This is a genomic window from Xanthomonas sp. NCPPB 2586, from assembly GCF_041475775.2.
In the GTDB taxonomy this organism is placed as follows: domain Bacteria; phylum Pseudomonadota; class Gammaproteobacteria; order Xanthomonadales; family Xanthomonadaceae; genus Xanthomonas; species Xanthomonas campestris.
Genome location: NZ_CM192981.1, coordinates 2,545,810 through 2,571,265 on the forward strand (window position 1 = coordinate 2,545,810; position 25,456 = coordinate 2,571,265).

Consider the following 25,456-nt stretch of genomic DNA (forward strand, 5'->3'; position numbering starts at 1 on the left):
GGCACACCGATTCAACGCCGTTGAATGCCGATCAGGGAGCGGCCGGCTTCGCAGCCGGAGTCACACGCCAGATGGTGTTGGCCAGATCGTCGGCCACGATCAGCGCGCCACGCGGATCCACGGTGACGCCGACCGGGCGGCCACGGGTCAGCCCGTCGTCGCCGTAGAAACCGGAGAGGAAGTCGATCGGGTCGCCTGCCGGGCGGCCGTCGCGGAACGGCACGAACACCACCTTGTAGCCCGCCGGCGGATCGCGGTTCCAGCTGCCGTGCTCGCCAACGAAGACACCGTCTGCGAATTTTTCGCCCATGGCCGCCGACGAGAACGCAACGCCGAGTGCAGCCACATGCGAGCCCAATGCGTAATCCGGTGCAATGGCGGAGGCCACTTTTTGCGGATCCTGCGGCATCACGCGCGTATCCACATTCTTGCCCCAATAGCTGTAAGGCCAGCCATAGAAGCCACCTTCGCGCACGGAGGTCAGATAATCGGGCACCAGATTCGGACCGATCTCGTCGCGCTCGTTGACCACGGCCCACAGCGCGCCGCTCCCCGGCTGGATCGCCAGCGCGGTGGGGTTGCGCAGGCCGGTGGCATAGGCCTTATGTGCGCCGGTGGCGGCATCCACCCGCCAGATGCGTGCGCGATCGACTTCGGCGGGCATGCCGCGTTCGGTGATGTTGCTGTTGGAGCCGATGGCGACATACAGATAGCGCCCGTCGGCGCTGGCGGTGAGCGCCTTGGTCCAGTGATGGTTGATGGCAGACGGCAGCTCGGTCACCACCGTTGGCGCGCCGCTGGCCTTGGTCTGGCCTTCGCTGTAATCGAAGCGCACCAGCGCGTCCTGGTTGGCTACGTACAAGGCGTTGCCGATCAGCGCCAACCCGTAGGGCGCATTGAGCTTGTCGGCAAACACGGTCTTGAGTTCGTAGGTGCCGTCGCCGTCGGCGTCGCGCAACAACGTCAGCCGGTTGCCGCTCTTTACCGAACTGGTGCCTTTGGCCTTGATCTTGCCGGCGATCACGTCCTTGGGCTTGAGATTGGGCGCACCGCCGCCGCGTCCTTCGGCCACCAGGATGTCGCCATTGGGCAGCACCAGGGTCTGGCGCGGAATGCCCAGGCCGGTCGCAATTGCAGACACGCTGTAGCCAGCCGGCACGGTGGGACGGCGGTCGTTCCATGCGGCGGGTTTGGCAATCAACATGTCGGGCATCAAGCCACGGTACGGTGACGGCAACTCCGGCGCAGCGCCGTGCTGCTTGGCATCCGGTGCCTGGCCGCAGGCGGCCAGTGCAGTGGCCAATGCGGACACCGCCAACACAGCGAATGGACGGCGGCTCATCGTGCACCTCCGGTGCGCAGACTGGCGAAGCCCGCCCAGGTGGCCAGCAGCGCCAACAGCGTGACGATGACCGACAACACCAGTGCCATCGGCATGATCGCCCAGGCGTCGCGCGCATGATGCAACGCGTTCCAGAAACCGATCACCCAGGTGGCCACCAACGCAACGACATACAGCACATGCCGGCTACCGCGCACGAGCCCGACGATGCCGCAGAGCAAGGCGATGCTGGTGAATACCATCGCGCCGACCAGCAGCCAGGAGGCGAAGTTGCTCCACTGAATCTGGTAGCTGCTCCAGTACGCGTAGTCGCTCAGCAACGCGCCCAGGAACAGCGGCAACACGCCCCCCAGCACGGCTGCATGAAACGGGTGGATGGCCCATGTTCGTGGCGGGACAGCAATCGACTGCATGGCGGGCTCCTCTATAACGGTGTTTGGAATGCGCCGATGCTGCCACTGCGGTGTGCTAAGGCTTGTGATGTTTGCGGATGCAGCGGCGCGCGTCGTCGCGTGATCGCACGCGTCAGGCGGTTGGTCATGTGTGTACGCGCGTTGCCGGTGCGCGCACGCGACGCGCCAGGCAATAGTCCTTGGTGCATGCCCACAGGAACAACGACGCCACCGATGCACAAGACGGCGCTCGACATGTTCGTCATCGGCATCGGCATCATCTGAAAGCACCAAGCGCACGCAACCACCATGCGTTGTTGAACAGACTGGGCTGCCGAACCGACTTGCTGATCGAAGTCGCCTGCTGTGCTCCTGCCCCTACCCATTCCCCACTCTCGATTCCCGATTCCCCATCTCAGCGACGAATGCGGTCCGCCGATGCCGGGCATCGTGATCCAGCACCCACTGTCTGGATCGCTCTGTCCTCTTGATGCAAGCAATGCAGTCCAGGCCATCACAACGCCCCGGCCGCAGGCCCCACCGCCTGCTCCGTCCATCTGGCAGCTCTGTTCGTTTGCCTGCCACTGCTCAGCTTGCAGGCAATTGGCACTAGACTGGCGCCACTTTGCGCCGCGCGGACTGATCAGCCCGCTTCTGCGCCCTTCCGGCCCGCGAGACGCACCATGCGCCCTTCCTCCGCTCCATCCGCGCTGAATGCCATCGCCGAGATCGAAAGAATCTCCGCCGTGCCGCAGATCCTGGAAACCGTTGCCCACATCACCGGCTCGCGGTTCACCGCCGTGGCCCGCGTCACTGACACCAGCTGGGTGGCCTGCGCCACCTACGACACGCTGGGGTTTGGCCTGAAGCCCGGCGGCCAGCTGGAAGTGGAATCGACCATCTGCCACGAGATCCGGCTGTCGCCCAAGCCGGTCATCTTCAGCCATGCCAGCCAGCATCCTGTCTACGCGCACCACCACACGCCCAAGTTGTACGGGCTGGAGAGCTATGTGTCGGTGCCGATCTTCCGGCGCGATGGCGGCTTTTTCGGCACGCTGTGCGCGATCGATTCCGCACCGGCCAACTTCGACGAAGCACATATCCTGAAGTCGCTGGAGTTGTTCGCCCTGCTCATCGGCAACTCGCTGGAAACCGAAGAAAAGCTGCAGCAGGCGGCAACGGCGCTGTCTGCGGCCAACGATGCAGGCGAGCTACGCGACCAGTTCATCGCCGTGCTGGGCCACGATCTGCGCAGCCCGCTGCAGTCGATCAGCATGGCCACCGAAATGCTGCAGCTGGAGCCGCAATCGCCACGTGGTGCGTCGCTGCTTGGGCATATCCGCACCAGCCTCACCCGCATCGGCGGGCTGGTGGATGACGTGCTCGACTTCGCGCGCGGCCGCCTGGGTGGCGGCATTCCGGTCACCTTGCGGGTGGAAGATGCGCTGGAGCGTCGACTGCTGGAGGTGGTGCAGGAAGTCTGCTCCGCCACCGGCCGCACCGACCTGCATGCCGACATCCACATTGGCGGCGAGATCGTCTGCGACGCGCCGCGGTTGTCACAGCTGTTCGCCAACCTGCTCAGCAATGCGGCCGTGCACGGCACGCCCAGCATTCCGGTCACCCTGCGCGCCTGGCAGGCTGCCGGCATACTGCACCTGAGCGTGCACAACGGCGGCGTGATTGCGCCGGAAAAGCGCGCCAAGTTGTTCAGCCCGTTCTCGCGCGACGACGACGACGCGCCGCAACCAGGTCTGGGGCTCGGGCTGTATATCGCGGCGGAAATCGCCAAGGCGCACGAGGGCCGCTTGTCGGTGAGCTCGGACCTGTTGGCCGGCACCACCTTTACCTTCGAGATGCCGGTCGCACCGGCGCAGCCACAGCACAGCGTGCATGCCGGCGACGAAGACGCGCTGGCCCGCGACGACGCACGCCCGCGCGCGATGCAGGGCTAACACCTGCGTTGTACTGACACGCGCAACGTCATCGCCCACGCCGATCGGCACGGTGACTTCCGGGCGGCGCGTCGCGCAGGCGCGATGGCCTAGCCTCGCTGATCGATGCACCCGCATCAGGAGTGACGCATGCCGCTGAGATCGGTCCGGACCACGCTCGCGGCCTTCGTGCTGGTCGCCCTGGCACCTGTCGCCACCGCCGCCACGCAGGATGAAGAAGCGGCCGTACGCGCCGCCGATGCCGCTTTCTGGAAGGCCTATAACGCGTGCGACCTGCCTGCCGCCGGCAAGCTGTTGAGCGCAGATGTGGAGTTCTATCACGACAGAACCGGGCTGACCCGGACACGCGACGGGTTGATCGAATCGTTGCGCAAAGGCCCCTGCGCCGATCCCAACATGCGGTTGCGCCGCGAAGCGATCGACACCAGCCTGGCGTTCCACCCGCTCAGCGGCGGCTTTGCACTGTTATCCGGCCAGCATCGCTTTTACGTGCAGCGGGCCGGCGCGCCAGAGTCGCTGGATGGCCAGGCATCCTTCACTACCGTGTGGATCGCCGATGGCGGGCAATGGCGCATGCATCGCGTGCTCAGCTACGCACATGGCCCGGCACCGTACATGCCGCCAGCGCGCACCCTCACCCTCCCCGCTGCGACGCTGGCGCGCTACGCCGGCCAGTATCGGTCCGCACGCATCGGCAGCATCGTGGTCGTGGCCGATGGGGACCATCTGCGGCTCACCGCCGGCAGCTTTGTCGCCACCTTGTATCCAGAATCGACCACCCGCTTCTTCGCGATGGAACGCGACCTGCGCTTTGACTTCGAAGCCGATGCCGCCGGCGCAATCGTCGCGCTGGCTGCCTACGAGCACGGCGAGGTCAGCGACCGTGCAGTGCGCGAGCCCTAGCCCTAGCCGCGGCGGTGCAGCCACCCCGCGCAGTGGCAACCCCACCCATTCCGCTCATCCTCACCACGACCATTCGGCCGCCCCGGCGACTGCAGGTCATGGATCGCTTCGAGCCCCGTCCCTGCACGTCTAGCCCCTCATCTACTGAGGTAGCAGGCATCTGATGATGGTTCGGGTAGCACTGTTGATCACCACCTTGAGCGCGACCGTGATCGGCCTTGCACAGGCCGCGCCCGCCGCTGAGGCGCAACGCCAGGCTGCCAAGCAGCCCGCAGATGCTCATCGCGACCACGCCGGCCAACTGCAGCAACTCCGGCACGCTGTCTTCGCTGGGCCGGGCCACATATGCGATCGCCAGGAACAGCGCCCACCCCAGGGCCTGCAGCAAGACAAACATCGGTTTTACGCGAACCATCGTGGCTCTTCCCTGGCAAGCATCGTGCCGCGCCCATCCCGTCATGGGGACCTGCACCGGCACACGGCGCCGGGCGGGAGCGAAGCATAGGACCGCATTCGGTCAACTGCATCGTTTAATGCCGGCCAGCGCACCAAGCGTTGCGGTGGCCGGCCGGGCGCGCCGGCAGGGCTGCGCAGCGTCGCGCGCGCCGGTCGTGCGTGGTTGCCGCCCCACTAAAGCCATGCCTCGACTTGCCCTGCATTGGTAGATACCATCCAAGATAAATCAAATACCAATTTGGCATGGAGATCTTTGATGCGACACCGCCGATCGTTTCGTATTGAAGCCGTGCTGACCGCCGCAGCGCTGGCCGCTGCCGTGCTCCCGGGCGCCGCTGCTGCCGAGTCCGCCACGCCGGCGACTGCGCCGGCGGTGTTTCCGGCGCCAACATCGCTGCGCTTGCTCGGGCCGGAGCTGAGCTTGGGCACGTCGGTCGTGCTGGTGCGCCCCAAAGGCACCGACGCGGCCTCCGAAGCCTTGGTACGCAAGGTGCTTACCACCGCCGGTGTGCGCAAGATCCGTGTCGCCACCACACCCGCCAGCGCGCCAGGCATCGTGCAGGTGGTGCTGGGCCTGAGCGAGACCGCCAGCGTGCGCAGCGCACTGGAACAGACCGGCGCTGCGCTGCCCGAGCGTGACGAAGCCTATGCACTGGGCAGCCGCGCCAGCGGCAGCGGCGTCACCATCGTGCTGGCCGGCAAGGACAGCGATGGCCTGTACCACGCGGCGCAGACCTTTCGGCAATTGGTGACCGCCGGGCAGATGCCGTCGGTGGCCATCACCGATGCGCCGGCCATGCCGGTGCGCGGCTCGATCGAAGGCTTCTACGGCAAGCCCTGGAGCATGGCCGAGCGTGAGGATCACCTCGCCTTCCTCGCCCGCTTCAAGGCCAACACCTATATCTACAGCCCCAAGGACGACGTGTTCGCCCGGGAGCGCTGGCGCGAGCCCTACCCCGCAGCCACGCTCAAGGCACTGGGCAGGGTGGTGGAGGTTGCCAATCGCGAGCACATCAACTTCGTCTACGCGCTCTCGCCGGGCCCGTCGGTCTGCTACAGCGATCCGGCCGAGCTGGACGCCATCCGCCGCAAGTTCAGCGCATTGCGCAAGCGCGGCGTGCGCAGTTTCTATGTCGCCTTCGACGATATCGAATACACCAAATGGAACTGCAAGGCCGACGAAGCCGCCTTCGGCCCGTCTGGCGAACAGGCCGCGGCCACCGCGCAAGCCACGTTGCTCAACGCCGTGCAGGCAGATATCGCCGCGGCCGGCCACGGCTCGCTGATCATGGTGCCCACCGAATACTTCAACGCCACCGTGTCGCCGTACAAGACCACGCTGCACAAGGCGCTGGATCCGCGCGTGGTGATTCAATGGACCGGCACCGACGTGGTGCCCGCCTCCATCTCGGTAACCGACGCGCGCAACGCGACCAAGGCCTTCGGCCGCAAGACGCTGCTCTGGGACAACTACCCGGTCAACGATTTCGCCGAAACCACCGGGCGTCTGCTACTCGCCCCGTACGACCGCCGCCAGGCAGGGCTGTCGGCGGAGCTGAGCGGTATCGTCTCCAACCCGATGAATCAGGAAGTGGCCAGCCGGCCGGCGGTAGCAGGCTTGCTCGCCTTCGCCTGGAACGATGTTGGTTATGACGCGCAACGCACCTGGCGTTACGCGGCGCGCGATCTGGCCGGAAACGATCCGGTGGTGACTCAAGCCCTACTGACCTTTTTCGACACCCAGCACGTCGCGCCGACCTTTGGCCACCTGCCCTGGCAACCGCAGGCGCCGCGGCTCAAGGCACTGGTCGATGATGCACGTGATGCGCTGGCTAGCGGCGATCAGGCGGCCATCACCCCGGCACTGCACGCACTCGGCAACGCTGCCGATGCATTGGCGGCCGCACCGGCGCAGATCCGCGCCGGCAGCACCACTCAGGCCTTCGTGCGCGAGGCCGACCCGTGGCTCACCGCAGCGCAGTTGCGGGGCCAGTCATTGCGCCGCAGTGTCGACGGCGTCTCAGCTGCGCTCGCTGCCAACCCGCAAGCAGCCACCCAGCAGTTCGATGCGGCCAAACAACTCGCCGAACAGGCGGCCGCCATCCAGTCCATCCCCGGCGCCACCCGTTTCGCCGGCCCGGTAAAGGTGGCAGACGGCGTGCTGGACAGCTTCGTCAAGGACGCCCCTGGCTTGGTGTACGTGCCAGCTGCGCAGGAGTAATCGCACGGTGGCGCGCTGCAGGCGCTGCGGTGATGGCAGCGCCTGTCGTGCTTGCATCCGCGTTTGCGCGTGATGGGCGATCGCCGTCGCGCTGCTTGATCGGTGCCTGCACGCCTGAGGCCTTCCGTTCGGCTTTACCTGTCGTGGCGCGCAATCAACGCGTGCGCGGTTGCAGTGGCGGCCGCGCCGAGACACCGCAGCGCGCCCTTCACTGATCCAAAAACGCCAGCACGCTCGCGACGAACGCGGCGTGGTACTGGAATGCCGCGCCGTGGCCGGCGTCCTGGTAGACGATCAGCTGCGCGTGGGGAATGCGCCTGGCCAGCGCTTCGCTGTGCACGGGCGGCACCAGGCGGTCGTGATCGCCGGCGGTGATGAGCACCGGCATGGTGAAGCGGGTGAGGTCTTGCGCGGGTTGCCGCGCCCATGCCTTGATCGCCTGCAGTTGCCGCCAGAACGCGCGGGGGCTGAGCGGTTTGTCGCGGTGCTGGGTGCGCTCGGCGAGGCGATCCAGGAACGCGGTTGCGGCGTGCCGCCCGCGCTGGCTGGCGGTGAAAAACAGGAAGTACTTCGGGTCGCGGCGCGTCAACGCACCTTTGAGAATCTGCGGCAGGCTGATTGCGCCCACCTTGTCGATCCCCGCGCCGCCGGCCGGGCCGCTGCTGGCCAGGATGAGCTTGCGCACGCATTGCGGCGCCTGCCGCACGATGTCCTGCGCCACGAAACCGCCGAACGAGGTGCCGAGCAGATCCACTTGTGCGATGCCCAGGCTGCCCATCAGCGCGATCATGTCGTGCGCCATGGCGGCGATCGTCAGCGGCGCGGTGCCGCCCGAGCCGCCGATGCCGCGGGCACATATCGTCGAGACCGCGGCTGCGCTGTTTCGCGAGCGCGGCTACGACGGCGTGGGCGTGGCCGAACTGATGGCCGCGGCCGGCTTCACCCATGGCGGCTTCTACAAGCACTTCCGCTCCAAGGCGGACCTGATGGCCGAGACCGCCGCACTGGGTTTTTCCAAGACCGCTGCCGCCTCCGATGCGGTGGATGTGGCCGAATTCCTCAGCGATTACGTCTCGCGCAAGCATCGCGATGGCCGTGCACGCGGCTGCACCATGGCCGCGCTCTGTGGCGACGCCGCGCGGCAACCTGAAGCCATCAAGGCCGAATTCGCCAGCGGCATCAGCACGTTGCTGGACACGCTGGCCAACGCCGATGACGCGCGCAACGCTGCGCAACGGCAGCAGGTGCGCGCCGACACCATCGACCGGTTGGCCCACGCGATCGGCGCGGTGGTGCTCTCGCGCGCCTGCCCCGACGATTCACCACTGGCAGACGAGATCCTGGAGGTCTGCCGCGGGAAGATCCTGGCTGCCCTGCCCGGGCAGCCAGCCAGGTAACGGGCGCGCTTAGCGACAGTGACACGGTCGGGCCCGGCTGAGACGCCGCGATCCGCTGCGACGGCCGTGCTGATGACCGAGATCGCCATGCATGTGGCCTGCCTGCGTCAGCGGCGCCCCTCGCCCGCTGCCTTTGGTGAACCGACGTCACCCCGCCACTTGGCTGCCGCAGCACTGAGATGCAGACAGCGTGGACCTTGCACCTGGCTGGATAGCTGGCTTGCGTCCGTCTGCACGTGGTGCGCGCCGCTCAGGCAGCGGGAATCAGCTGAACGGCGCTGAACGGACCTGTGTTCGGACGGAAGCTCCGCCGAGAGCCCCGCTGAGCGGGAATCCGAGGCCTGCCGGCGCTGCTGCCCGTCACTGCCTGGGCGAATGGAGCTGCTGGTTCGGCGTAACGCAGACGCCACCAGGCAGACGCCGCTCCGGACTCCAGTAAAGGCCGCTATGCATCGCGGGAACCAAACTGAAGTAGCCCGGGTCCTGGCATCTACATCGCGCGATGCGTGCCGCAGAAGGACACGTCGGTGGACGCTTTATTCAAATGGCGTACTCAGCCAGAGAATGGTGACGGTCGAGGGCGTCTGCAATCGTCGTCATTCGAACGCTCATTTGCTAGGCTGCGGCGCGTTGGCATGCGTACGGCATCCAAGCTCGAAATCCGCAGAAATCCGCAGAAATCCTGCTGAAAAACCGGATCGTCCTGTGCGTGGAGCACATTTCCCGAATTGTCAGCGCCAGGCATTTTCACTAGATCGCGATGGATAACGGCGCTGATTAAATTGGTGAGTCAGCGTCTTCGGCCAAGCGCACCTCGGGCAGCTCGATATAACCGTCTTCCAAATGCTTTAAACCAACCCATATAACAAGGCACCTTATCGACCTCTAATTTCGATAGATCGATGCGCATGAGTGCGGCCAGTTTATTCCTGAAAATAAACTGCGAGCAGCCCTGCATGTGCGAACGCGCAGAGCCACACTCGATTCGGATAGTGCGCAAGCTAGAGTCCGCTAACTACAGTAGTGTCCGTCTTTACTGGTTGAGTTCGTTATCTACCGCTACGTGGTAGGTGAATTGCCTACATCTACGATCGTCTTCCCTGATGCCATGCGACTTTGATCGCATTTAGGATGCTCGCCGTTTCACCGCAAAGAATAAACGGACGCAAGCGTACAGCTTGTAAGGAATAGCCTTAAACCATTTCGGCTATTGCTCGAATCAATAAATCCTATTGAAGAGTTTCTTCTGAATACTGGCTGTCCAATCCTGTTTTAGAAGTTCCACCCATCGCCGTTAAACCATCAGGCAATTGAGGCGGCGCTACAAAACAGCCCTCTCGGCTGCGGTTCGCGACGACATCCATGGGGATGGATTCGCCAGCAACTTAAATGTCAATAACACGTGAATAAACTCTTGCGCCGGTCTGGGTCGGCGCAGGTCCACTGCGCCAGACGTTGATGTGAAGCGGCTAAGCGGCGCGCCATGACAGGAATCAGACCACCAATGAAACGCTCGCTCCTCGCAACGACGATCTCCTCCTGCCTTGTCCTGACTGCCTGTGGCGGCGGCGGTGGTGGCGGCAATGTCCGCAACGACCCGCCACCGACCACCACGGTGGTGCCGGCGCCGATCACCGATCCGACCCCCGCACCGGCCCCGACGCCTGCGCCAACGCCTGCTCCAACGCCTTCTCCGGCTCCCGCTCCCGCCCCCACCCCGACTGCCGATCCGCTGCCGAAAACTGCACAGGTGCCGGTCGCCCCCCCGCGCTACCAGGGCCTGGCCAGCAATCTGCTGGTGCCCACCAATGCGGATCTGGCCCAGCAGGCCGGCGCCAGAGGCCAAGGCGTCAAGATCGGCGTGATGGACGACAACCTGGTGCAGACCTACGCGCCGGTCGCTGGCAAGGTCGACGCGTTTACCGATTACACCGCCGTCCCCGGCGCAGCGGAATCCACGTCCAATCGGTTGCGGGGCCACGGCAGCGTGGTGTCTGCACTGGTGCTGGGTTCGGCGCAGGACGGCTTCGCTGGCGGTGTCGCGCCAGATGCCGACCTGATCTACGGCCGCATCTGCGCCGAGAATTCCTGTGGCACCCAGCAGGCGCGTCGCGCCGCAGTGGACATGGCTGCGGCCGGTGTCCGGATCGCCAACCTGTCGATCGGCGCCTCGTACGCCGATGCGGCCAGCAGCGCCAATGCGGCACTGGCTTGGCGCTTCGCGCTGACCCCGCTAGTGCAGGCAGATGCCTTGATCGTGGCCTCCACCGGCAACGATGGCGCCGCTGAAGCCTCCTACCCGGCCGCAGCGCCGGTGCAGGAAGCCAGCCTGCGCAACAACTGGCTGGCCGTGGGCGCGGTGGAGATCGACAGCGCCGGCAACCCGGCCGGGCTGAGCAGCTATTCCAATCATTGCGGGTCCGCTGCGCAGTGGTGCCTGGTGGCACCGGGCATGTACGCCGCCCCGGCCCTGGCCGGCACCGAGTTGCAGGGCCAGATCGCCGGCACCTCGTTCTCCACTGCCGCTGTCAGCGGCGTGGCCGCGCAGGTACTCGGCGTGTATCCCTGGATGAGCGCTTCCAACCTGCAGCAGACCCTGCTGACCACCGCCACCGACCTGGGCGATCCCGGCGTCGACGCGTTGTACGGTTGGGGCATGGTCAATGCCGCCAAGGCGATCAAGGGCCCGGGCCAGTTCGCCAGCAACTGGGCGGCAAACGTGACCTCCGGCTACGACAGCACCTTCAGCAACGACATCTCCGGCAGCGGCAACCTGACCAAGAACGGCGCCGGCAGACTCACCCTGAGCGGCAACAACAGCTACGCCGGCGGCACCAGCATCAGCGACGGCGTGCTGGCCTTGTCGGGCAGCGTGCGCTCCGACGTGCTGGTGCTCAATTCGGCCACGTTTGAATCGCGCGGCGGCACCATCAACGGCAACTACAGCCTGGTCAACAGCACCGGCACCACCGCGATCGAACTGGGCAAGGGCCTGACCGTGACCGGCCAGGCCAGCCTGAAAGGCAACCTGTTGTTGCTGCCGGAAGCGGCGGGCTACACGGTTGCCGGCAGCGAGCGCATCGTTCGTGCCGGCGCCCTGCAGGGCACCTTCGACCGCGTGCAGTACGCCAACAACTTCTTCTGGACCGCCGCGCTGGCCTATGACCCCACCAGCGTCACCGCCACGCTCACCCGCAATGCCGCTGCCGCCAGCGCACAGGCTGCCGGTGCGTCGCAGTCGGTGGTGGCCGGCGCCCGTCAGGCCGACAGCCTGGTCAAAGCCCTGGATACCCGCGTGGCGTCCGGCGACACCGCAAACCTGGGCGGCGTCATCACCGCGACCGGCGCGCTGCTACTGGCCACCGATGCGCAGGTCGCCAGCTCGCTGCCGACGCTGGTGGGCCAGGTCCACGGCATCGAACGCACGCTCGGGTTCCAGTCCGCGCTCAACGATGCACGTGTGGCGGCAGATCGCCTGCCGCTGCTGGCCAGCACCACCACGCTGACCACCTGGATGCAGGGCAGCTACCTCGACGGTGACCTGAGCCGCGCCGGCTACGCGTCGGCCGATTACACCCAGCGCGCAACCACCGTGGGCTTCGACATGCCGCTGGGCGGCGCCGGCACCATCGCGGGTGCAGCGCTCACCTCGGGCGAAGACCGCGGCACCATCAGCGCCTCGGCCAGCCGCCTGCGCGCCGACCGCTACGCGATGACCGCCTACCTGTACCAGCCGGTCGGCATGGCATATCTCTCGGCGATTGGCTCATACGGCATGGGCAGCGTGGAAACCGAACGCAGCGTGCAGGCCGGCAGCATCGGCGAGCGCCTGCAGGATCGTCGCCACGACACCAACTGGTCGCTGCGCACCGAACTGGGCTTGTTGCCGCGCGCCGGGCTGTCACCGTTCGTGGCCGCCGGTGTGGTCAGCCAGACCCAGGACGCCTTCAGCGAAGCATCGGTCACCGGCCTGGGCCTGAGCGCAGCCAGCGACACGCTGCGCGCCGGTTACGGCGAAGTGGGCGTGCGCGGTCACCTGGCGCATGGCAAGTGGGGCTTCGACGGCCTGGTTGCCTATCGCTCGCTGTTTGGCGACAACCGCGCCGACTTCACCGCCTGGTTCACCGGCCTGCCCGAGGCGCGGTTCACCGTTGCCGGTGAGCCGCTGTCCAAGGAAGCGCTGCGTGCGTCGGTCGGCGTGCGCTACAGCGTCAGCGACACGTTCTCGCTGTACGGCAATGTGGGTGCCGAGCGTGGCAGTTCCGATGCCAGCAGCGTCAACGCCAATGTCGGCCTGCGCTGGCAGTTCTGAGGCACGCCGGATCACTGGTGACAAACAAAAGGCCCCGGCATTGCCTGGGCCTTTGCTGTTTCAACACTGCAACCGCGGCAGGATCAGAAGCTCCAGCCCCAGGTCACCTGCCCGCCATACGCGGTCTGGCCATCGCCATTGAGGCCTTGCAGCGACAACGCCATGCGGCTGCTCGGCGAGGTGATCAGACTCACGCCCACTTCGCCCACCACCGCATTCTTGGCCAGGGTCACGCTGTGCACCGAGAAGCTGGTGCCTGCGCCGATGAAGCCCGCCGAGCGCTGCACCTGGCGGTCGCCATAGGCATGCCGCCAACCCACCGATGCGTAAAGGCCGGCCTGTTGGCCCAGCTCCCAACGGCCGCGCACACCCACCGTGCTGGTGGTGTACTCGTCCCTGGCGCTGTCCACCGACAGCCCGGCAATGCCGCCACGCTCGCTGAAACCGTCGGTCTTCAGATGCGTGTAGGCCGCCGCGACGAACGGGCTGTACACCGCGGTGCCCGCCTGCAGGTTCCAGGCCGCTTCCAGCGAGACCGTGGTGGCCGTGGCGTCGTAATCGCTGCTCAGACGTTCTTCCATCACGCCGGGCAGAATCACGCGGCGGGTACTGTCGACACGATAGTCCACATAGTCCACCCCACCCTGCAGGGTGAAAGCGGACCAGTCGGCCTGCGCGTACACGCCGACATGCGTGGCATCGATATCGGCACGATCATCGTTGGCACGCGACCAGCTTTCCAGGTCCTGGGCACCCACCGCGACGCCGATCAGACTGCGCTCGCCGATGCGACGTTCGGCACCGGCCATCACGCCATCGTCTTCGCGCCGCACCGAGTTGGCATTGCTGTCGCCGTCGATCCGGTTCGGACGGCTGCGGCCGGCGATCCAGACCGTGGTGTCGCCCACGCGGGTGTCCTGGCTGTCGCCACGCAGATGGCTGCCGATGCCGCTCATCAGGAAACGGCTATCGAGCATTGCCGTCGCGGTAGTGGCGTGGCTTTCGCCGGACAGCGAGGCGAACGCGGTGCGCACGGCCTGCGGGTCGTCCGGCAAACGCAGCACTGCCTGCAAGATAGGGCTGGTGGTGGGCAGGCCATCTACACCTGCGGCACTGGCCTGCTCGTTCGGCGTCACCGCAATGTCGACCATCGACACCGTGTTGCGCCCAAACGACACCGACAGCCCGCCGGCACTCACGCTGACATTCGGGTCAATGAACGCGTAGTCGGAGGTGATGTTGGTGAACTGGCCGCTCAGGCCACCACCGGCATTGATCAGCGGGATGTCCACGAACAGGGGCATGTCCGGCGTGCGTATCAATTGCAGGGTGCTGCCCGGCGCGACCACCGCCGTGCCGCCCACCGTGACCGGTGTGACCGTGCCGGTACTTCCCGGGGTTACTTGCCAGGTGGAACCTGGATTGATGGTGGCATTGCCGCCAACCGTGATCGAGCCGCTGTCGCCGCCACTGAGCAGGGTGCCCGACAGGTTCAGCCCGCCGATGGTGCCGCTGCCGATGAGCGTGCCGCCCGGGCCCACCGTCACCGGCCCGCCCAGGGCCGCGCCCGGATTGGCCGGGTTGCCCACGCTCAAGGTGCCGCCACTCACCGTGGTCGGCCCGGTGAAGCCACCGCTGTTGGCGGTCACCAGCAAGGTGCCGGTGCCGTCCTTGACCAGGGTGCCGGTGCCCGACAGGGTGCCTGCATAGGTGCCGTTGGCGTCCTGCAGGAACACCAGCGCTGCGTTGTTGAGGATGTTGCCTTGCAGGCTGTCGGTGTCGCCGATCAGGGTGCCGGCATTGATGGTGGTACCGCCGAGATAGCTGTTGACGCCAGCCAGCGTGACCGCACCGGTGCCGTTCTTGATCAGCGTGCCGCTGCCGGTGATGTTGCCGGCAAAGGTGCCGTCACCGGCCTGGTCGAACACCAGCACGGCGTTGTCCAGGATGTTGCCCTGCAGGCTGCTGGTGGTGCCCTGCAAGGTGCCATCGGCAATTGTGGTGCCGCCGCTATAGCTGTTGGTGCCACTCAGCGTGAGCACGCCATCGCCTTGCTTGACCACATTGCCGGTGCCGCTGATGGCGCCGGCGAAGGTGCCGTCGGTTGCCTGGTCGAACACCAACGTGGCGTTGTCGACCACGTTGCCCTGCAGGCTGGTGGTGTTGCCGATCAGGCTGCCGGCGCTGACCAGGGTGCCGCCGGTGTAGCTGTTGGCGCCGGTCAACACCAATGCACCGGCGCCGGTCTTTTCGACACTGCCGGTGCCGCTGATCACACCGGCATACACGCCGCCACCGGCCTGGTCGAAGACCAGCGCCGCGTTGTCGAGGATGTTGCCTTGCAGGCTGGTGGTATCGCCGATCAAGGTGCCCGCGGTGATGGTGGTGCCGCCGGTGTAGGCATTGGCGCCATTCAAACGAAGATCGCCCGCGCCGTCCTTGGTCACCGAGCCGGTGCCAGTGATCGAACCGGTGAACACGCCATCGGTGGTCTGGTTGAACACCAGCACCGCGTTGTCGACGATCGCACCTTGCAGGCTGGCGCTGTCGCCCACCGTGGTACCGGCATTGAGCGTGGTGCCGCCGGTGTAGCTGTTGGTGCCATCCAGCGTCAGCGTGCCGGTACCGGACTTGACCAGCGCACCATTGCCGCTGATGTCGCCGGCCAGGGTCAGATCTGCCGCATTGGCGACATCGAGCGTGGCGCCGAGGGTGACCGCGTTGCCCAGCGCCACCGCCACAGCATTGCTCAACGTCGCATTGCCCAGCACCGAGAGGCTGCCGGTGCCCAGCGCCGTGTTGCTGCCCACTCCGAGCGTGCCGGTATTCAAGACGGTGCCGCCGGTGTAGCTGTTGGCACCATCCAGGGTAAGCGTCGCGGTGCCGTTCTTGATCAGCCCACCGGCCCCGCTGACCGGTCCACTCAGGGTCAGGTCGTTGCTACCGCCCACTGTCAGCGCGCCGGTGAGGTCCACGGCATTGGCGATGGCAAGCGCCTGATCGGTATCCAGTGTGGTGCCGCCAGCAGCAGTGAGCGTGCCGGTGCCCAGTGCCTGGGCATCGCCCAGCACCAGGGTGCCGCCTCCCAGCGCGGTGCCGCCGGTGTAGGTGTTGGCTGCGCCCAGAATCAACGTGCCGGTGTCGAGCTTTTGCAAAGTGCCCGTGCCGCCAATGGTGACGTCGATGGTGCCGGTGACGCCCGGATCCACGCGCACGATGGTGGTGGCGGCATTGGCGCTGAGCGCGCCAGCGCCGGCATCGGTGAGCACATAGCCATCGGCGGCGAACTGCATGCCGGTGATGCCTTGCGTGCCCTGCACGCCGACGTTGCCGGCAGTGCCGGCGAATACGGCAAAGCTGTTCTGCCAATCGGTATTCGTGAGGCCATCGATGCCGGTCCAGTTGGTGGCGCCCGCCGTCCAGGTGCCGGTGCCGCCTTCGATCTGCGCGTTGCCCACCGTCTGTGCGCCATCCCAGAACTGCACGTTGCTGCCCGGCGCGGACACCACCACGTTGACCTGCTGCGCCAACGCGGTCTGCAAGGCCAATTGTGTGGGATCAACAGAACCAGGAATGGTGCCGAAGGCCAGGCCGTTGTCGGTCAGCCCGCCGGTGTAATCGATCAGGCGATACACACCATTACCGAAGCCACCGATGTCGGTGATGTTGAGCGTGCCGTCCAGGGTGAGGTCGCCGTTGACCGCGAGCACGCGTGTATCGCTGGGCACTCCAAGCAATGCGTCGAGGCTGGCGCCAGATGCCAGCGTCAATGAACCGGTGGAGAGTGTGGAACCACTGGTCACCCCCAGGCGGCCGCCATCGGCGACGCCGACCGCGCCAACCACATTGCCACTGCCGGTAAGCGTCGCACCCGTCGCGACGGTAAGACCACCGGCGCTACCAAACGTGCCATCCACATCCAGCGTGCCGCCGCTGATCTGCGTCGTTCCGCCAAGTGCGCTGGTACCGGTGAGCTGCAGCGTGCCGGTGCCTACTTTCTGCAGGTTGCCGGCGTCGTTCAACGTACCGCCAAAGCTGCCGCTGGCGTCATTGGCACCCAACTGCAAGGTGTTGCCGCCGGTAATGGCGACAGTACCGGCCCCGGTCAAGGTGGCCAGCGCGGCATTGCCGCCCAGCGACAAACTGGCCCCTGCGGCGACATCGGCAGTGCTCGTCGTGCCTAACGTGCCGGCGGCTGTCGTGGCGAGCACACCGGCCTGCACCGCCAGTGGCCCGCTGAAGCTGTTGGCGCCGGACAAGGTCAGCGTTCCGGTGCCGCTCTTGGTCAGCCCACCTGCCCCGCTGATCGCGCCGCTAAGCGACAGATCGGCCGCATTGGCAACAGCGAGATTGGCGTTGAGCGTGACCGCGTTGCCCAGTGCCACCGCTACGGCATTGCTCAAGGTGGAGGTGCCGATCACGTCCAGGCTGCCGCCACCCAGTGCCGTGTTGTTGCCCACCGCCAAGGTGCCGGCGTTCAACACGGTGCCGCCCGCGTACGTGTTGGCGCCGTCGAGCGTCAGCGTGGTCGTGCCGTTCTTGACCAGGCTGCCGGCGCCGGTGATAGCACCGCTTGACGCCAGATCATTGCTGCCGGCCACTGTCAGCGCGCCGGTGAGGTCCACGGCATTGGCGATGGCAAGCGCCTGATCGGTATCCAATGTGGTGCCGGTGGCAGCAGTGAGCGTGCCGGTGCCCAGTGCCTGGGCATCGCCCAGCACCAGGGTGCCGCCACCCAGCGCGGTGCCGCCGGTGTAGGTGTTGGCTGCGCCCAGAATCAGCGTGCCGGTGTCGAGCTTTTGCAAGGTGCCCGTGCCGCCAATGGTGACGTCGATGGTGCCGGTAACGCCCGGATCCACGCGCACGATGGTGGTGGCGGCATTGGCGCTCAGGGCGCCAGCGCCGGCATCGGTGAGCACGTAGCCATCGGTGGCGAACTGCATGCCGGTGATGCCTTGCGTGCCCTGCACGCCGACGTTGCCGGCAGTGCCGGCGAATACGGCAAAGCTGTTCTGCCAATCGGTATTCGTGAGGCCGTCGATGCCGGTCCAGTTGGTGGCACCCGCCGTCCAGGTGCCGGTGCCGCCTTCGATCTGCGCGTTGCCCACCGTCTGTGCGCCATCCCAGAACTGCACGTTGCTGCCCGGCGCGGACACCACCACGTTGACCTGCTGCGCCAACGCGGTCTGCAAGGCCAATTGTGTGGGATCAACAGAGCCAGGAATGGTGCCGAAGGCCAGGCCGTTGTCGGTCAGCCCGCCGGTGTAATCGATCAGGCGATACACACCATTACCGAAGCCACCGATGTCGGTGATGTTGAGCGTGCCGTCCAGGGTGAGGTCGCCGTTGACCGCGAGCACGCCGGTCTGGCTGGGAATGCCGAGAAACGCATCGATGGTTGCATTCGGTGCCAGGCCCAGCGTGCCGGTGGTCAGCAGCGCGCCGCTGCTCACCACCAGGCGGCCACCGTCGGCTACCGTGACCGCCGCATCCACCACGCCGCTGCCGCTCAAGGCGCCGCCGTTGGCGACCGTGAGCCCACCTGCGCTGGCCAGCGTGCCGTCCACATCCAACGTGCCCGCACTCACCAGGGTGGTGCCACCAATGCTGCTGGTCCCTGTGAGCTGGAACGCGCCGGTGCCGACCTTTTCCAGATTGCCCGCATCGCTCAGGCTGCCACCGAAGGTTCCGGTGACATTGGTGTTGCCCACCTGCAACGTGCTGCCGCCCAGGATGGCGACATTGCCCAGCCCGGTCAGTGCACCTAGTGCGGTGTTGCTGCCCAGCTGCAAGCCCGCGCCTGCGGCCACGTCCACTGCGCCCACGCCCGTGAGTGCACCCGGCGCGGTGGTCGCCACCACGCCGGTCTGCACCGACAAGGGACCGCTGAGGCTGTTGCTGCCCGCCAGCGTCAGCGCGCCCAGGCCGGTCTTGGTCAACCCGCCTGCGCCGGTGAGCACGCCGCTGAGCGAAAGATCGGCCGCCGTGTCTACGGTGAGCCCTGCACCGAGCGTGAGGTTGTTGGTCAATGCCAACGCGATCGCGTTGCTCAAGGTGGAGTTACCAATCACCGACAGGCTGCCGGTGCCCAACGCCGTATTGCTGCCCAGCGCCAGCGTGCCGGCATTCAACACCGTGCCACCGGCGTAGCTGTTGGCGCCGTCGAGCGTCAGCGTGGTGGTGCCGTTCTTGACCAGGCTGCCCGCGCCGGTGATGGCGCCGTTCAAGGCCAGATCGTTGCTGCCGGCAAGATTCAGCGCGCCGTTGAGCACGACCGCATTGCCAACGGCAAGGGCCTGGTTGGTATCCAGCGTGGTGCCGTTGGCGGTGGTGAGTGCACCACTGCCGAGCGCCTGCGCATCGCCAAGCACCAGCGTGCCGCCGCTGAGCGTGGTGCCGCCGGTGTAGCTATTGGCCGCATCCAGCACCAGCGTGCCGGTGTCCACTTTCTCCAGGCCACCTGCACCGCTGATGCCGACATCGAGCGTGGCGGTGGCATTGGGGTCCACGCGGACCGCCGTCAATGGCGTTGTGATGCTCAAGCTGCCCGCGCCGGCATCGGTCAACTGATACCCGTCGGCGACAAATTGCAGCCCGCCCACCGCTTGGGCGCCCTGCACACCCACGGTGCCGGCCGTGCCAGAGAACACCGCAAAATCGCCCTGCCAGGTGCTGTTGGCGGTGCCGTCCTGACCGGTCCAGTTGCTGGCGGCGCCCCATATTCCACTGCCGCCGTCCACGCTGCCGTTGGCAACCGTCTGCGCACCATCCCAGAACTGCACGATGCTGCCGGGTGCCGTGACCACCAGGTTGATCTGCTGGCCGATCGCGGTCTGCAGTGCCAACTGGCTGATGTCCACGCTGCCGGGAATGGTGCCGAGCAACAGGGCATTGTTGGTGAGCAGGCCGGTGTAGTCCATCAGCCGGTAAACGCCGGTGCCGAAGCCACCGATGTCGGTGATGTTGAGCGTGCCATCGAGTGTGAGGTTGCCGTTGACCGCAAGCAGCCGGGTGGCACTTGGCGCTGCCAGCGAGGCATCGATGAAGGCACCGGATGCAAGGGACAACCCGCCCACGCTGAGCGTGGAACCACTGGTGATCGCCAGACGCCCGCCGTCGGCGATGGTCACCGGGCCGGTCACCGCGCCGGCGCCGCGCAAGGTGCCGCCGAGCGCCACATTCAGCGTGCTGCTGGTCAGGCTGCCCGCCACATCCAGGGTGCCGCCACTGACCGAGGTGCTGCCGGCCACTCCATTGTCGCCGAGCAGGCTCAAGGTACCGGTGCCGATCTTGTCCAGGTTGCCATTGCCGATCAGGCTGCCGGCGAAGCTGCCCGCGCCCACCTGCAAGGTACTGCCCGCACCCACATCCACATTGCCGGCGCCGCCCAGGCTGTTGATCAGGCCACCGCCGGTCAGGCTCAGCAAGGCACCGGCGCCGACATCCACCGTACTCGCGTTGCCAAGTGCCGCAGCGGTGTTGGCCACCAGTGCACCGGCCTGCACTGCCAGCGGGCCGGTGTAGCTGTTACTGCCGTCGAGGGTAAGAATGCCCGCGCCGGTCTTGGTCAGCCCGCCGGTGCCGCTGATGTTGCCGGTGGCCAGCAGGTCGCCCACCGTATCGACGGTCAACGCCGCGTCCAGGGTGATGTCGTTGCCCAGTGCCACGGCAATCGCATTGCTCAGCACTGCATCGCCCACCACCGACAGGCTGCCGGTGCCGAGTGCGCCATCCGCACCCACGGCCAGTGTGCCGCCGGTCAGCGTGGTGCCGCCGCTATAGCTGTTGGTGGTGGTGAGTGACAACGTACCGGTGCCATTCTTGAGCAGGCCGCCGGTGCCAGTAATGGCACCGTTCAAGCTCAGGTCGTTGCTGCCGGCCAAGGTGAGCTGTGCATTCAACTGCACGGCATTGGCGAGGTTTGTCGCTGCAGCGGTATCCAGTTCGGCGACGCCGGCGATGGTCAGTTGCCCCGTGCCCAATGCGGCTTCGTTGCCAAGCACCAGGCGGCCAGCGCCCAGCGTCGTCCCACCGGTAAACGTGTTCGCAGTACCCAGCGTCAACGTGGCAGTGCCCTGCTTGTCCAGACTGCCGGCGCCACTGACCACCCCATTCAAGGTGAGATCCTGCGTGCCACCGATGGTGAGCGCGCCATCCACTGCGACTGCATTGCCCAAGGTTGCCGCGGTGGTGGCATCCAGCGTGGTGCCGGCGGCAGCGGTGAGGGTGCCCAGGCCAAGCGCGGTATCGCTGCCCACCAGTACCGAGCCGGCCTGCAGTTGCAACCCGCCGGCCCAGGTGTTGTTGCCGTTGAGCGTGAGCGCATTGGTGCCGTTCTTGATCAAACTGCCCGCGCCACTGACCACGCCATTGAGCGTGAGCGGTTGCCCATCGATGCTGAGCGCACCGCCCAGCGCGATGCCGTTCTGCAGCGTGACTGCAGTGCTTGCGCTGAGCGCGGTGCCATCGGCGGTGGTCAACGCGCCGGTGCCAAGCGCAGCATCCGCGCCAACCACCAGGCTGCCTGCGGTGAGTTGCGTCCCACCGCTGTAAACGTTGTTGCTGGTGAGCGTGAGTGCGCCGACACCCTCCTTGATCAGGCTGCCGGTGCCGCTGACGGTGCCGGTCAGATCCAGCGCGTTGCTGCCGCCTACCGTGAGTGCGCCAAGCAGGGCCACGTTATTGCCGACGCTGGCAGCGGCGGTTGTGTCCAGACGCGTGGCATCGGCTGCGGTGAGTACACCGGTTCCCAGTGCTGCGCCGCTGTTGATCAGCAACGTGCCTGCGTTGAGAGTGACACCACCGGTGAAGTTATTGGTGCCAGTCAAACTCAGCGCCGCATTGCCGTTCTTGATCAGTGCACCCGTCCCGCTGACGCTGCCGCCGAGTGCAAGATCCTGATTGCCACTCAGCGCCAGATTCTGCTCCAGCACCACTGCATTGCTCAGCGACACGGGCGCGGTGTTGTCCAACACACCGCCGGCGGCAGTCAGTGCACCGGTGCCCAGCGCCGTATCGCTGCCCACCAGCAAGCTGCCCGCGCTCAGGCGCGTGCCGCCGGTATAGGTGTTGTTGCCGGTCAGGCTCAGACTCGCCGTGCCAACCTTGTTCAAACTGCTCACGCCACTGATGTCGCCGCTCAGCGTGAGCGCGTTGGCACCGCCCACATTGACAGCGCCCACGCCGGTCAGCGCGATCGCGTTGGCGAGTGTGCTCACCACTGCAGAATCGAGCGTACTACCGGCTGCTGCCGTCAACGTGCCGCTGCCCAATGCGGTATTGCTGCCCACCGTCAACCGACCAGCGCTGAGCGTGGTGCCGCCGGTGAACACATTGTTGCCACTCAAGCTGAGATCACCGGTGCCGGATTTGACCAGGCTGCCGGTGCCGCTGACCGTGCCGGTCAGGCTGAGCGCTTGCGTCCCATCGAACGTCAGCGCGCCAGCAGACAGGTTCACGGCGTTGCCCAGCGTGGTGGCCGCCGTGCTTTGCAGCGCGGCATTGCCGGTGACGTTCAACGCCCCGCCGCCCAATGCCGTGGCACTGCCCACCTGCAAGGTGCCGCTTCCCAGCGTGGTGCCGCCGGTATATGTATTCAAACCACCCAGTGTCAGCGTGCCGGTGCCCAGCTTGTTGACACTGCCGGTGCCGCTGACGGTACCGGACAGCGTCAGCGCCGTGCCATTGCCGCCCACACCGAGCGCACCCGTGAGCGCGACCGCATTGGTCAGCGTGGTGGGTGCCGTGGCAGCAAGTTCGCCACCACTGGCGGTGAGCGTGCCGGTGCCCAACGCACTGCCCGTCCCCACCAGCAGACGGCCACTGCTCAACGTGGTGCCACCGGTGTAGCTGTTGGTGCCAGTCAGGGTGAGGTCGCCGGTACCGCTTTTAAGCAGGCTGCCGGTGCCACCGATGGCGCCGCCCAACGTCAGCGCCTGGGCACCGCTCACCGTCAATGGACCTGCAAGCGAAACCGCATTGCCCAGTGCCAGCGCAATGCTGCTCGACAAGGTGGACGCAGCCGTGACATTGAGCGTGCTGCCACCCAATGCCGCCGCATTGCCTACCTGCAAGGTGCCGCCGGCCAGCGTGGTCGCGCCGGTATAGGTATTGGCATTGGTGAGCGCCAACGTGCCGGTGCCGGTCTTGGTAATGCCGCCGGTGCCCGACAGCACGCCGGTCAGGCTCAGCGCGTTCCCGCTGGCACCCACGCCTAGTGTGCTGTTGAGAAGCACACTGTTCGCAAGCGACAACGGTGCGATGGTGTCCAGCGCTCCGCCGCCTGCGGTCACCACGCCGGTGCCCAGAGCGGCGGCATTTTCCAGCACCACTGTGCCGGCATTGAGCGTGGTGCCGCCGGTATAGGTATTGGTCCCGCCCAGGGTCAAGGTGTTGGTACCCGTCTTGACGAAACCACCGCCGCCGCTGACGGCGCCACCGAGCCGCACCGCATTGGTGCCGCCGATGGTCAGGCTATCGGTCAACGTAAAGGCGTTTGCGAGGTTGAGTGCGGTGGTGCCCGACAGGGTGCCACCTGCCGCAGTCACCGTGCCGGTTCCCAGCGCGGTGTTATTGCCCAGCGTCAGGCTGCCGGCTGCCAGCGTGGTGCCGCCGCTATAGGTATTGGCGCCGGTCAGGGTGACGGCACCTATACCGGTTTTGGTGAGCGCGCCGGTCCCGGTCAGCGCACTGCCGATGGTCAATGCATTGGCGCCCTGTACCGTCAGGCCGGTGCCGGTGAGTGCAATGCCACCGGTGGGGCTCAAGGTCAGATTGGCGGCGGTGGCCTCGATCGCGCCACCGTTGGCGGTGATGTTGGTGCCGAACAGGGCCGGGTTGGCGAATTGCGCCACGCCGCCATTGAGCGCGGTGTTACTGAAATTGGTCGCGCCGCCCAGCGTCCAGGTACCGCTGTTGACGCGCAGGCTACCGAAGTTGATGTATTGCGAGGTGCTCAGCGCCGCCGTGCCGGCGGTGCCGCTGCCAGTGCCCGTGGCGGAATTCTGCAGGATCAAGGTGTTGGTGCCGCCCGCCCCGCCATCCACGGTGCCGGTTGCCGCAAAGCTCAACAACCCGCCTGGCCCAAGCAGCGCGACCCCAATGCCACCTGCGCTGTTGACGCTACTACCGGTGACCGCCGTGAAGCTGTTGATGCTGTTGGCGCCCATCGACACGCTGCCGTTGATGGCGCCGGAATTGATGAAGGTGTTACCGGTGGCCGAGCTCTGGAAACCCACCCGCCCTTCGATGGTGCCGGAGTTCACTGCGTTGACCGTGGCGCCACCGCTGACCGCGATGACCGGCGTATCCGAGCCAAGCACCGAGAGATTCAACAGGGGGCGACTACTGATGGTGCCGGCGTTGTTGATCTGCACCACGCCGGCAGGTGCGGCTGTGATGCCCAGCGCCATGCCATCGAGGTTGAGCAGGTTGGCACCGAGCAGGCCGCCGCTTCCGTAGATCGTGCCGGTCGCGAGGTTATTGACGGTGACCTGCGTCGAGCTGGCGTTGCCCATCGTCACGCCAGTGCTGAGCACTGACAGCAGGCCAAGCACGGAAGGATCGATGGTGCCGCTGTTATTGAGCGTGGAATTGGTACCGCCGAGTGCAATGGCGGTGCCGCCAAGCAGCCCCGCCGTCATCTGCGTTCCGGAGGCGACGTTGACGGTCAGATTGTTCGCGTTGCTGGAGAACGCATTACTGGTGATCGGCAATCCAGTGCAGGTCACCGTTTGCCCAGCGGCAGGTAGCGCCGGCGTGCACGCTCCCCAGGCCAGCGTGGGTGCAGCCGCTCCCAGGGCGAGGATCACCATGCTCGGCAGATTGCGCCGGGTCGCTCCCGATTTACGCCGCCGCCGCACCAACTCGTGCGTGACGACCCAATTACCGACAGCCGCGTTCCAGACCAGCGCAAACGCACGATTCATATGTTTCTCCTGAGTTACAAGCAAAGATCGGCGCGCACGCAAGTGCGCGCCTGGATGACGTTTCAAAAAAATGTTTGGATCAAACGCCGGTCCTATGGCAGCGCTCGATTAATCCCTGGATGAGTACGATGAATACCAATCCAACTGGATGTGCTGAGCGATTAATAAACGAATCGTTATGCGCAAAGTGTGCGAAGTATCACTAACCATAAATACTTGCATGACAGAACTGGAAAATGTCGATTGGTATGCTCGCGGTCGTTTTCATCATTAAATTCAACGTGCGATGCAGCTGCGGCAAGCACTGCGGATGCGCCTGGCTACTGCGAACGACACAGTGCCCGATTTAAAAGTAACTCCAGCGGATGGGTTTGGCTGATGCTGCAAGCCACACAATGGTCCGTGTCAAATTTCCTGCACTGCACACACGCATCAGCTTTGCGGCACCGCATCAAGTTAATGCGCCAATTCCGAGATGAGCGAATGAAATGAAATCAGATGAGATTTCATATACAAAATCCGGTGCACCAATTAAACGAACTCTGCCGCCA

General features: G+C 65.9%; 9 protein-coding genes. 5 read left to right on the forward strand and 4 right to left on the reverse strand.

Annotated features, from left to right (window positions below; translation table 11 throughout):
• Positions 1-31: 31 nt before the first annotated feature.
• Together ACCQ09_RS10970 and ACCQ09_RS10975 are read right to left on the reverse strand one after the other, a co-directional pair.
• The gene (locus tag ACCQ09_RS10970) at positions 32-1,342 is read right to left on the reverse strand and encodes a PQQ-dependent sugar dehydrogenase (RefSeq protein WP_040941293.1); all 1,311 of its coding nucleotides are present in this window, start codon (positions 1,340-1,342) and stop codon (positions 32-34) included.
• Complete coding sequence (locus ACCQ09_RS10975; protein ID WP_011037194.1) at positions 1,339-1,755, reverse strand: DUF2231 domain-containing protein; 417 nt, start codon at positions 1,753-1,755, stop codon at positions 1,339-1,341. Before ACCQ09_RS10975 ends, ACCQ09_RS10970 begins: the two co-directional genes overlap by 4 nt.
• A 662-nt stretch (positions 1,756-2,417) precedes the next feature.
• Here ACCQ09_RS10975 and ACCQ09_RS10980 point away from each other — a divergent pair.
• From ACCQ09_RS10980 to ACCQ09_RS10990, 3 genes are all read left to right on the forward strand, one after another.
• Positions 2,418-3,689, forward strand: a complete 1,272-nt coding sequence (locus ACCQ09_RS10980) for a GAF domain-containing sensor histidine kinase (protein ID WP_228427915.1) — start codon at positions 2,418-2,420, stop codon at positions 3,687-3,689.
• Positions 3,690-3,818: 129 nt separating this feature from the next.
• Positions 3,819-4,592, forward strand: a complete 774-nt coding sequence (locus ACCQ09_RS10985) for a nuclear transport factor 2 family protein (RefSeq protein WP_011269768.1) — start codon at positions 3,819-3,821, stop codon at positions 4,590-4,592.
• A gap of 712 nt (positions 4,593-5,304) precedes the next feature.
• Complete coding sequence (locus tag ACCQ09_RS10990; RefSeq protein WP_040941295.1) at positions 5,305-7,269, forward strand: glycoside hydrolase family 84 protein; 1,965 nt, start codon at positions 5,305-5,307, stop codon at positions 7,267-7,269.
• Positions 7,270-7,477: 208 nt separating this feature from the next.
• On the opposite strand, the gene ACCQ09_RS10995 is transcribed toward ACCQ09_RS10990, so the two are convergent.
• Entirely contained in the window at positions 7,478-8,128 is a 651-nt protein-coding gene (locus tag ACCQ09_RS10995; protein WP_220375507.1) for an alpha/beta fold hydrolase, read from the reverse strand.
• On the opposite strand from ACCQ09_RS10995, the gene ACCQ09_RS11000 reads away from it, so the two are divergent.
• Together ACCQ09_RS11000 and ACCQ09_RS11005 are read left to right on the forward strand one after the other, a co-directional pair.
• Positions 8,070-8,666 carry a TetR/AcrR family transcriptional regulator gene (locus ACCQ09_RS11000; protein WP_175611852.1) on the forward strand — a complete coding sequence of 199 codons (597 nt, stop codon included), beginning with the start codon at positions 8,070-8,072 and terminating at the stop codon, positions 8,664-8,666. The two genes, ACCQ09_RS10995 and ACCQ09_RS11000, sit on opposite strands and share 59 nt — an antisense overlap.
• Before the next feature lie 1,504 nt (positions 8,667-10,170).
• Positions 10,171-12,978, forward strand: coding sequence for a S8 family serine peptidase (locus tag ACCQ09_RS11005; protein ID WP_228427916.1), 2,808 nt, complete (start codon positions 10,171-10,173; stop codon positions 12,976-12,978).
• Between the two features lie 83 nt (positions 12,979-13,061).
• On the opposite strand, the gene ACCQ09_RS11010 is transcribed toward ACCQ09_RS11005, so the two are convergent.
• A complete protein-coding gene (locus ACCQ09_RS11010) occupies positions 13,062-24,905 on the reverse strand; it encodes an autotransporter-associated beta strand repeat-containing protein (RefSeq protein WP_228427917.1) in 11,844 nt (3,947 codons plus the stop codon).
• Between the last annotated feature and the right edge of the window lie 551 nt (positions 24,906-25,456).

Excerpts from the sequence above, each read along its gene's own strand:
- ACCQ09_RS10970 (WP_040941293.1), bottom strand. The coding sequence starts at position 1,342 with ATGAGCCGCCGTCCATTCGCTGTGTTGGCGGTGTCCGCATTGGCCACT.
- ACCQ09_RS10990 (WP_040941295.1), top strand. The coding sequence starts at position 5,305 with ATGCGACACCGCCGATCGTTTCGTATTGAAGCCGTGCTGACCGCCGCA.
- ACCQ09_RS10985 (WP_011269768.1), top strand. The coding sequence starts at position 3,819 with ATGCCGCTGAGATCGGTCCGGACCACGCTCGCGGCCTTCGTGCTGGTC.
- ACCQ09_RS11005 (WP_228427916.1), top strand. The coding sequence starts at position 10,171 with ATGAAACGCTCGCTCCTCGCAACGACGATCTCCTCCTGCCTTGTCCTG.
- ACCQ09_RS10975 (WP_011037194.1), bottom strand. The coding sequence starts at position 1,755 with ATGCAGTCGATTGCTGTCCCGCCACGAACATGGGCCATCCACCCGTTT.
- ACCQ09_RS10980 (WP_228427915.1), top strand. The coding sequence starts at position 2,418 with ATGCGCCCTTCCTCCGCTCCATCCGCGCTGAATGCCATCGCCGAGATC.
- ACCQ09_RS11010 (WP_228427917.1), bottom strand. The coding sequence starts at position 24,905 with ATGAATCGTGCGTTTGCGCTGGTCTGGAACGCGGCTGTCGGTAATTGG.
- ACCQ09_RS11000 (WP_175611852.1), top strand. The coding sequence starts at position 8,070 with ATGGCGGCGATCGTCAGCGGCGCGGTGCCGCCCGAGCCGCCGATGCCG.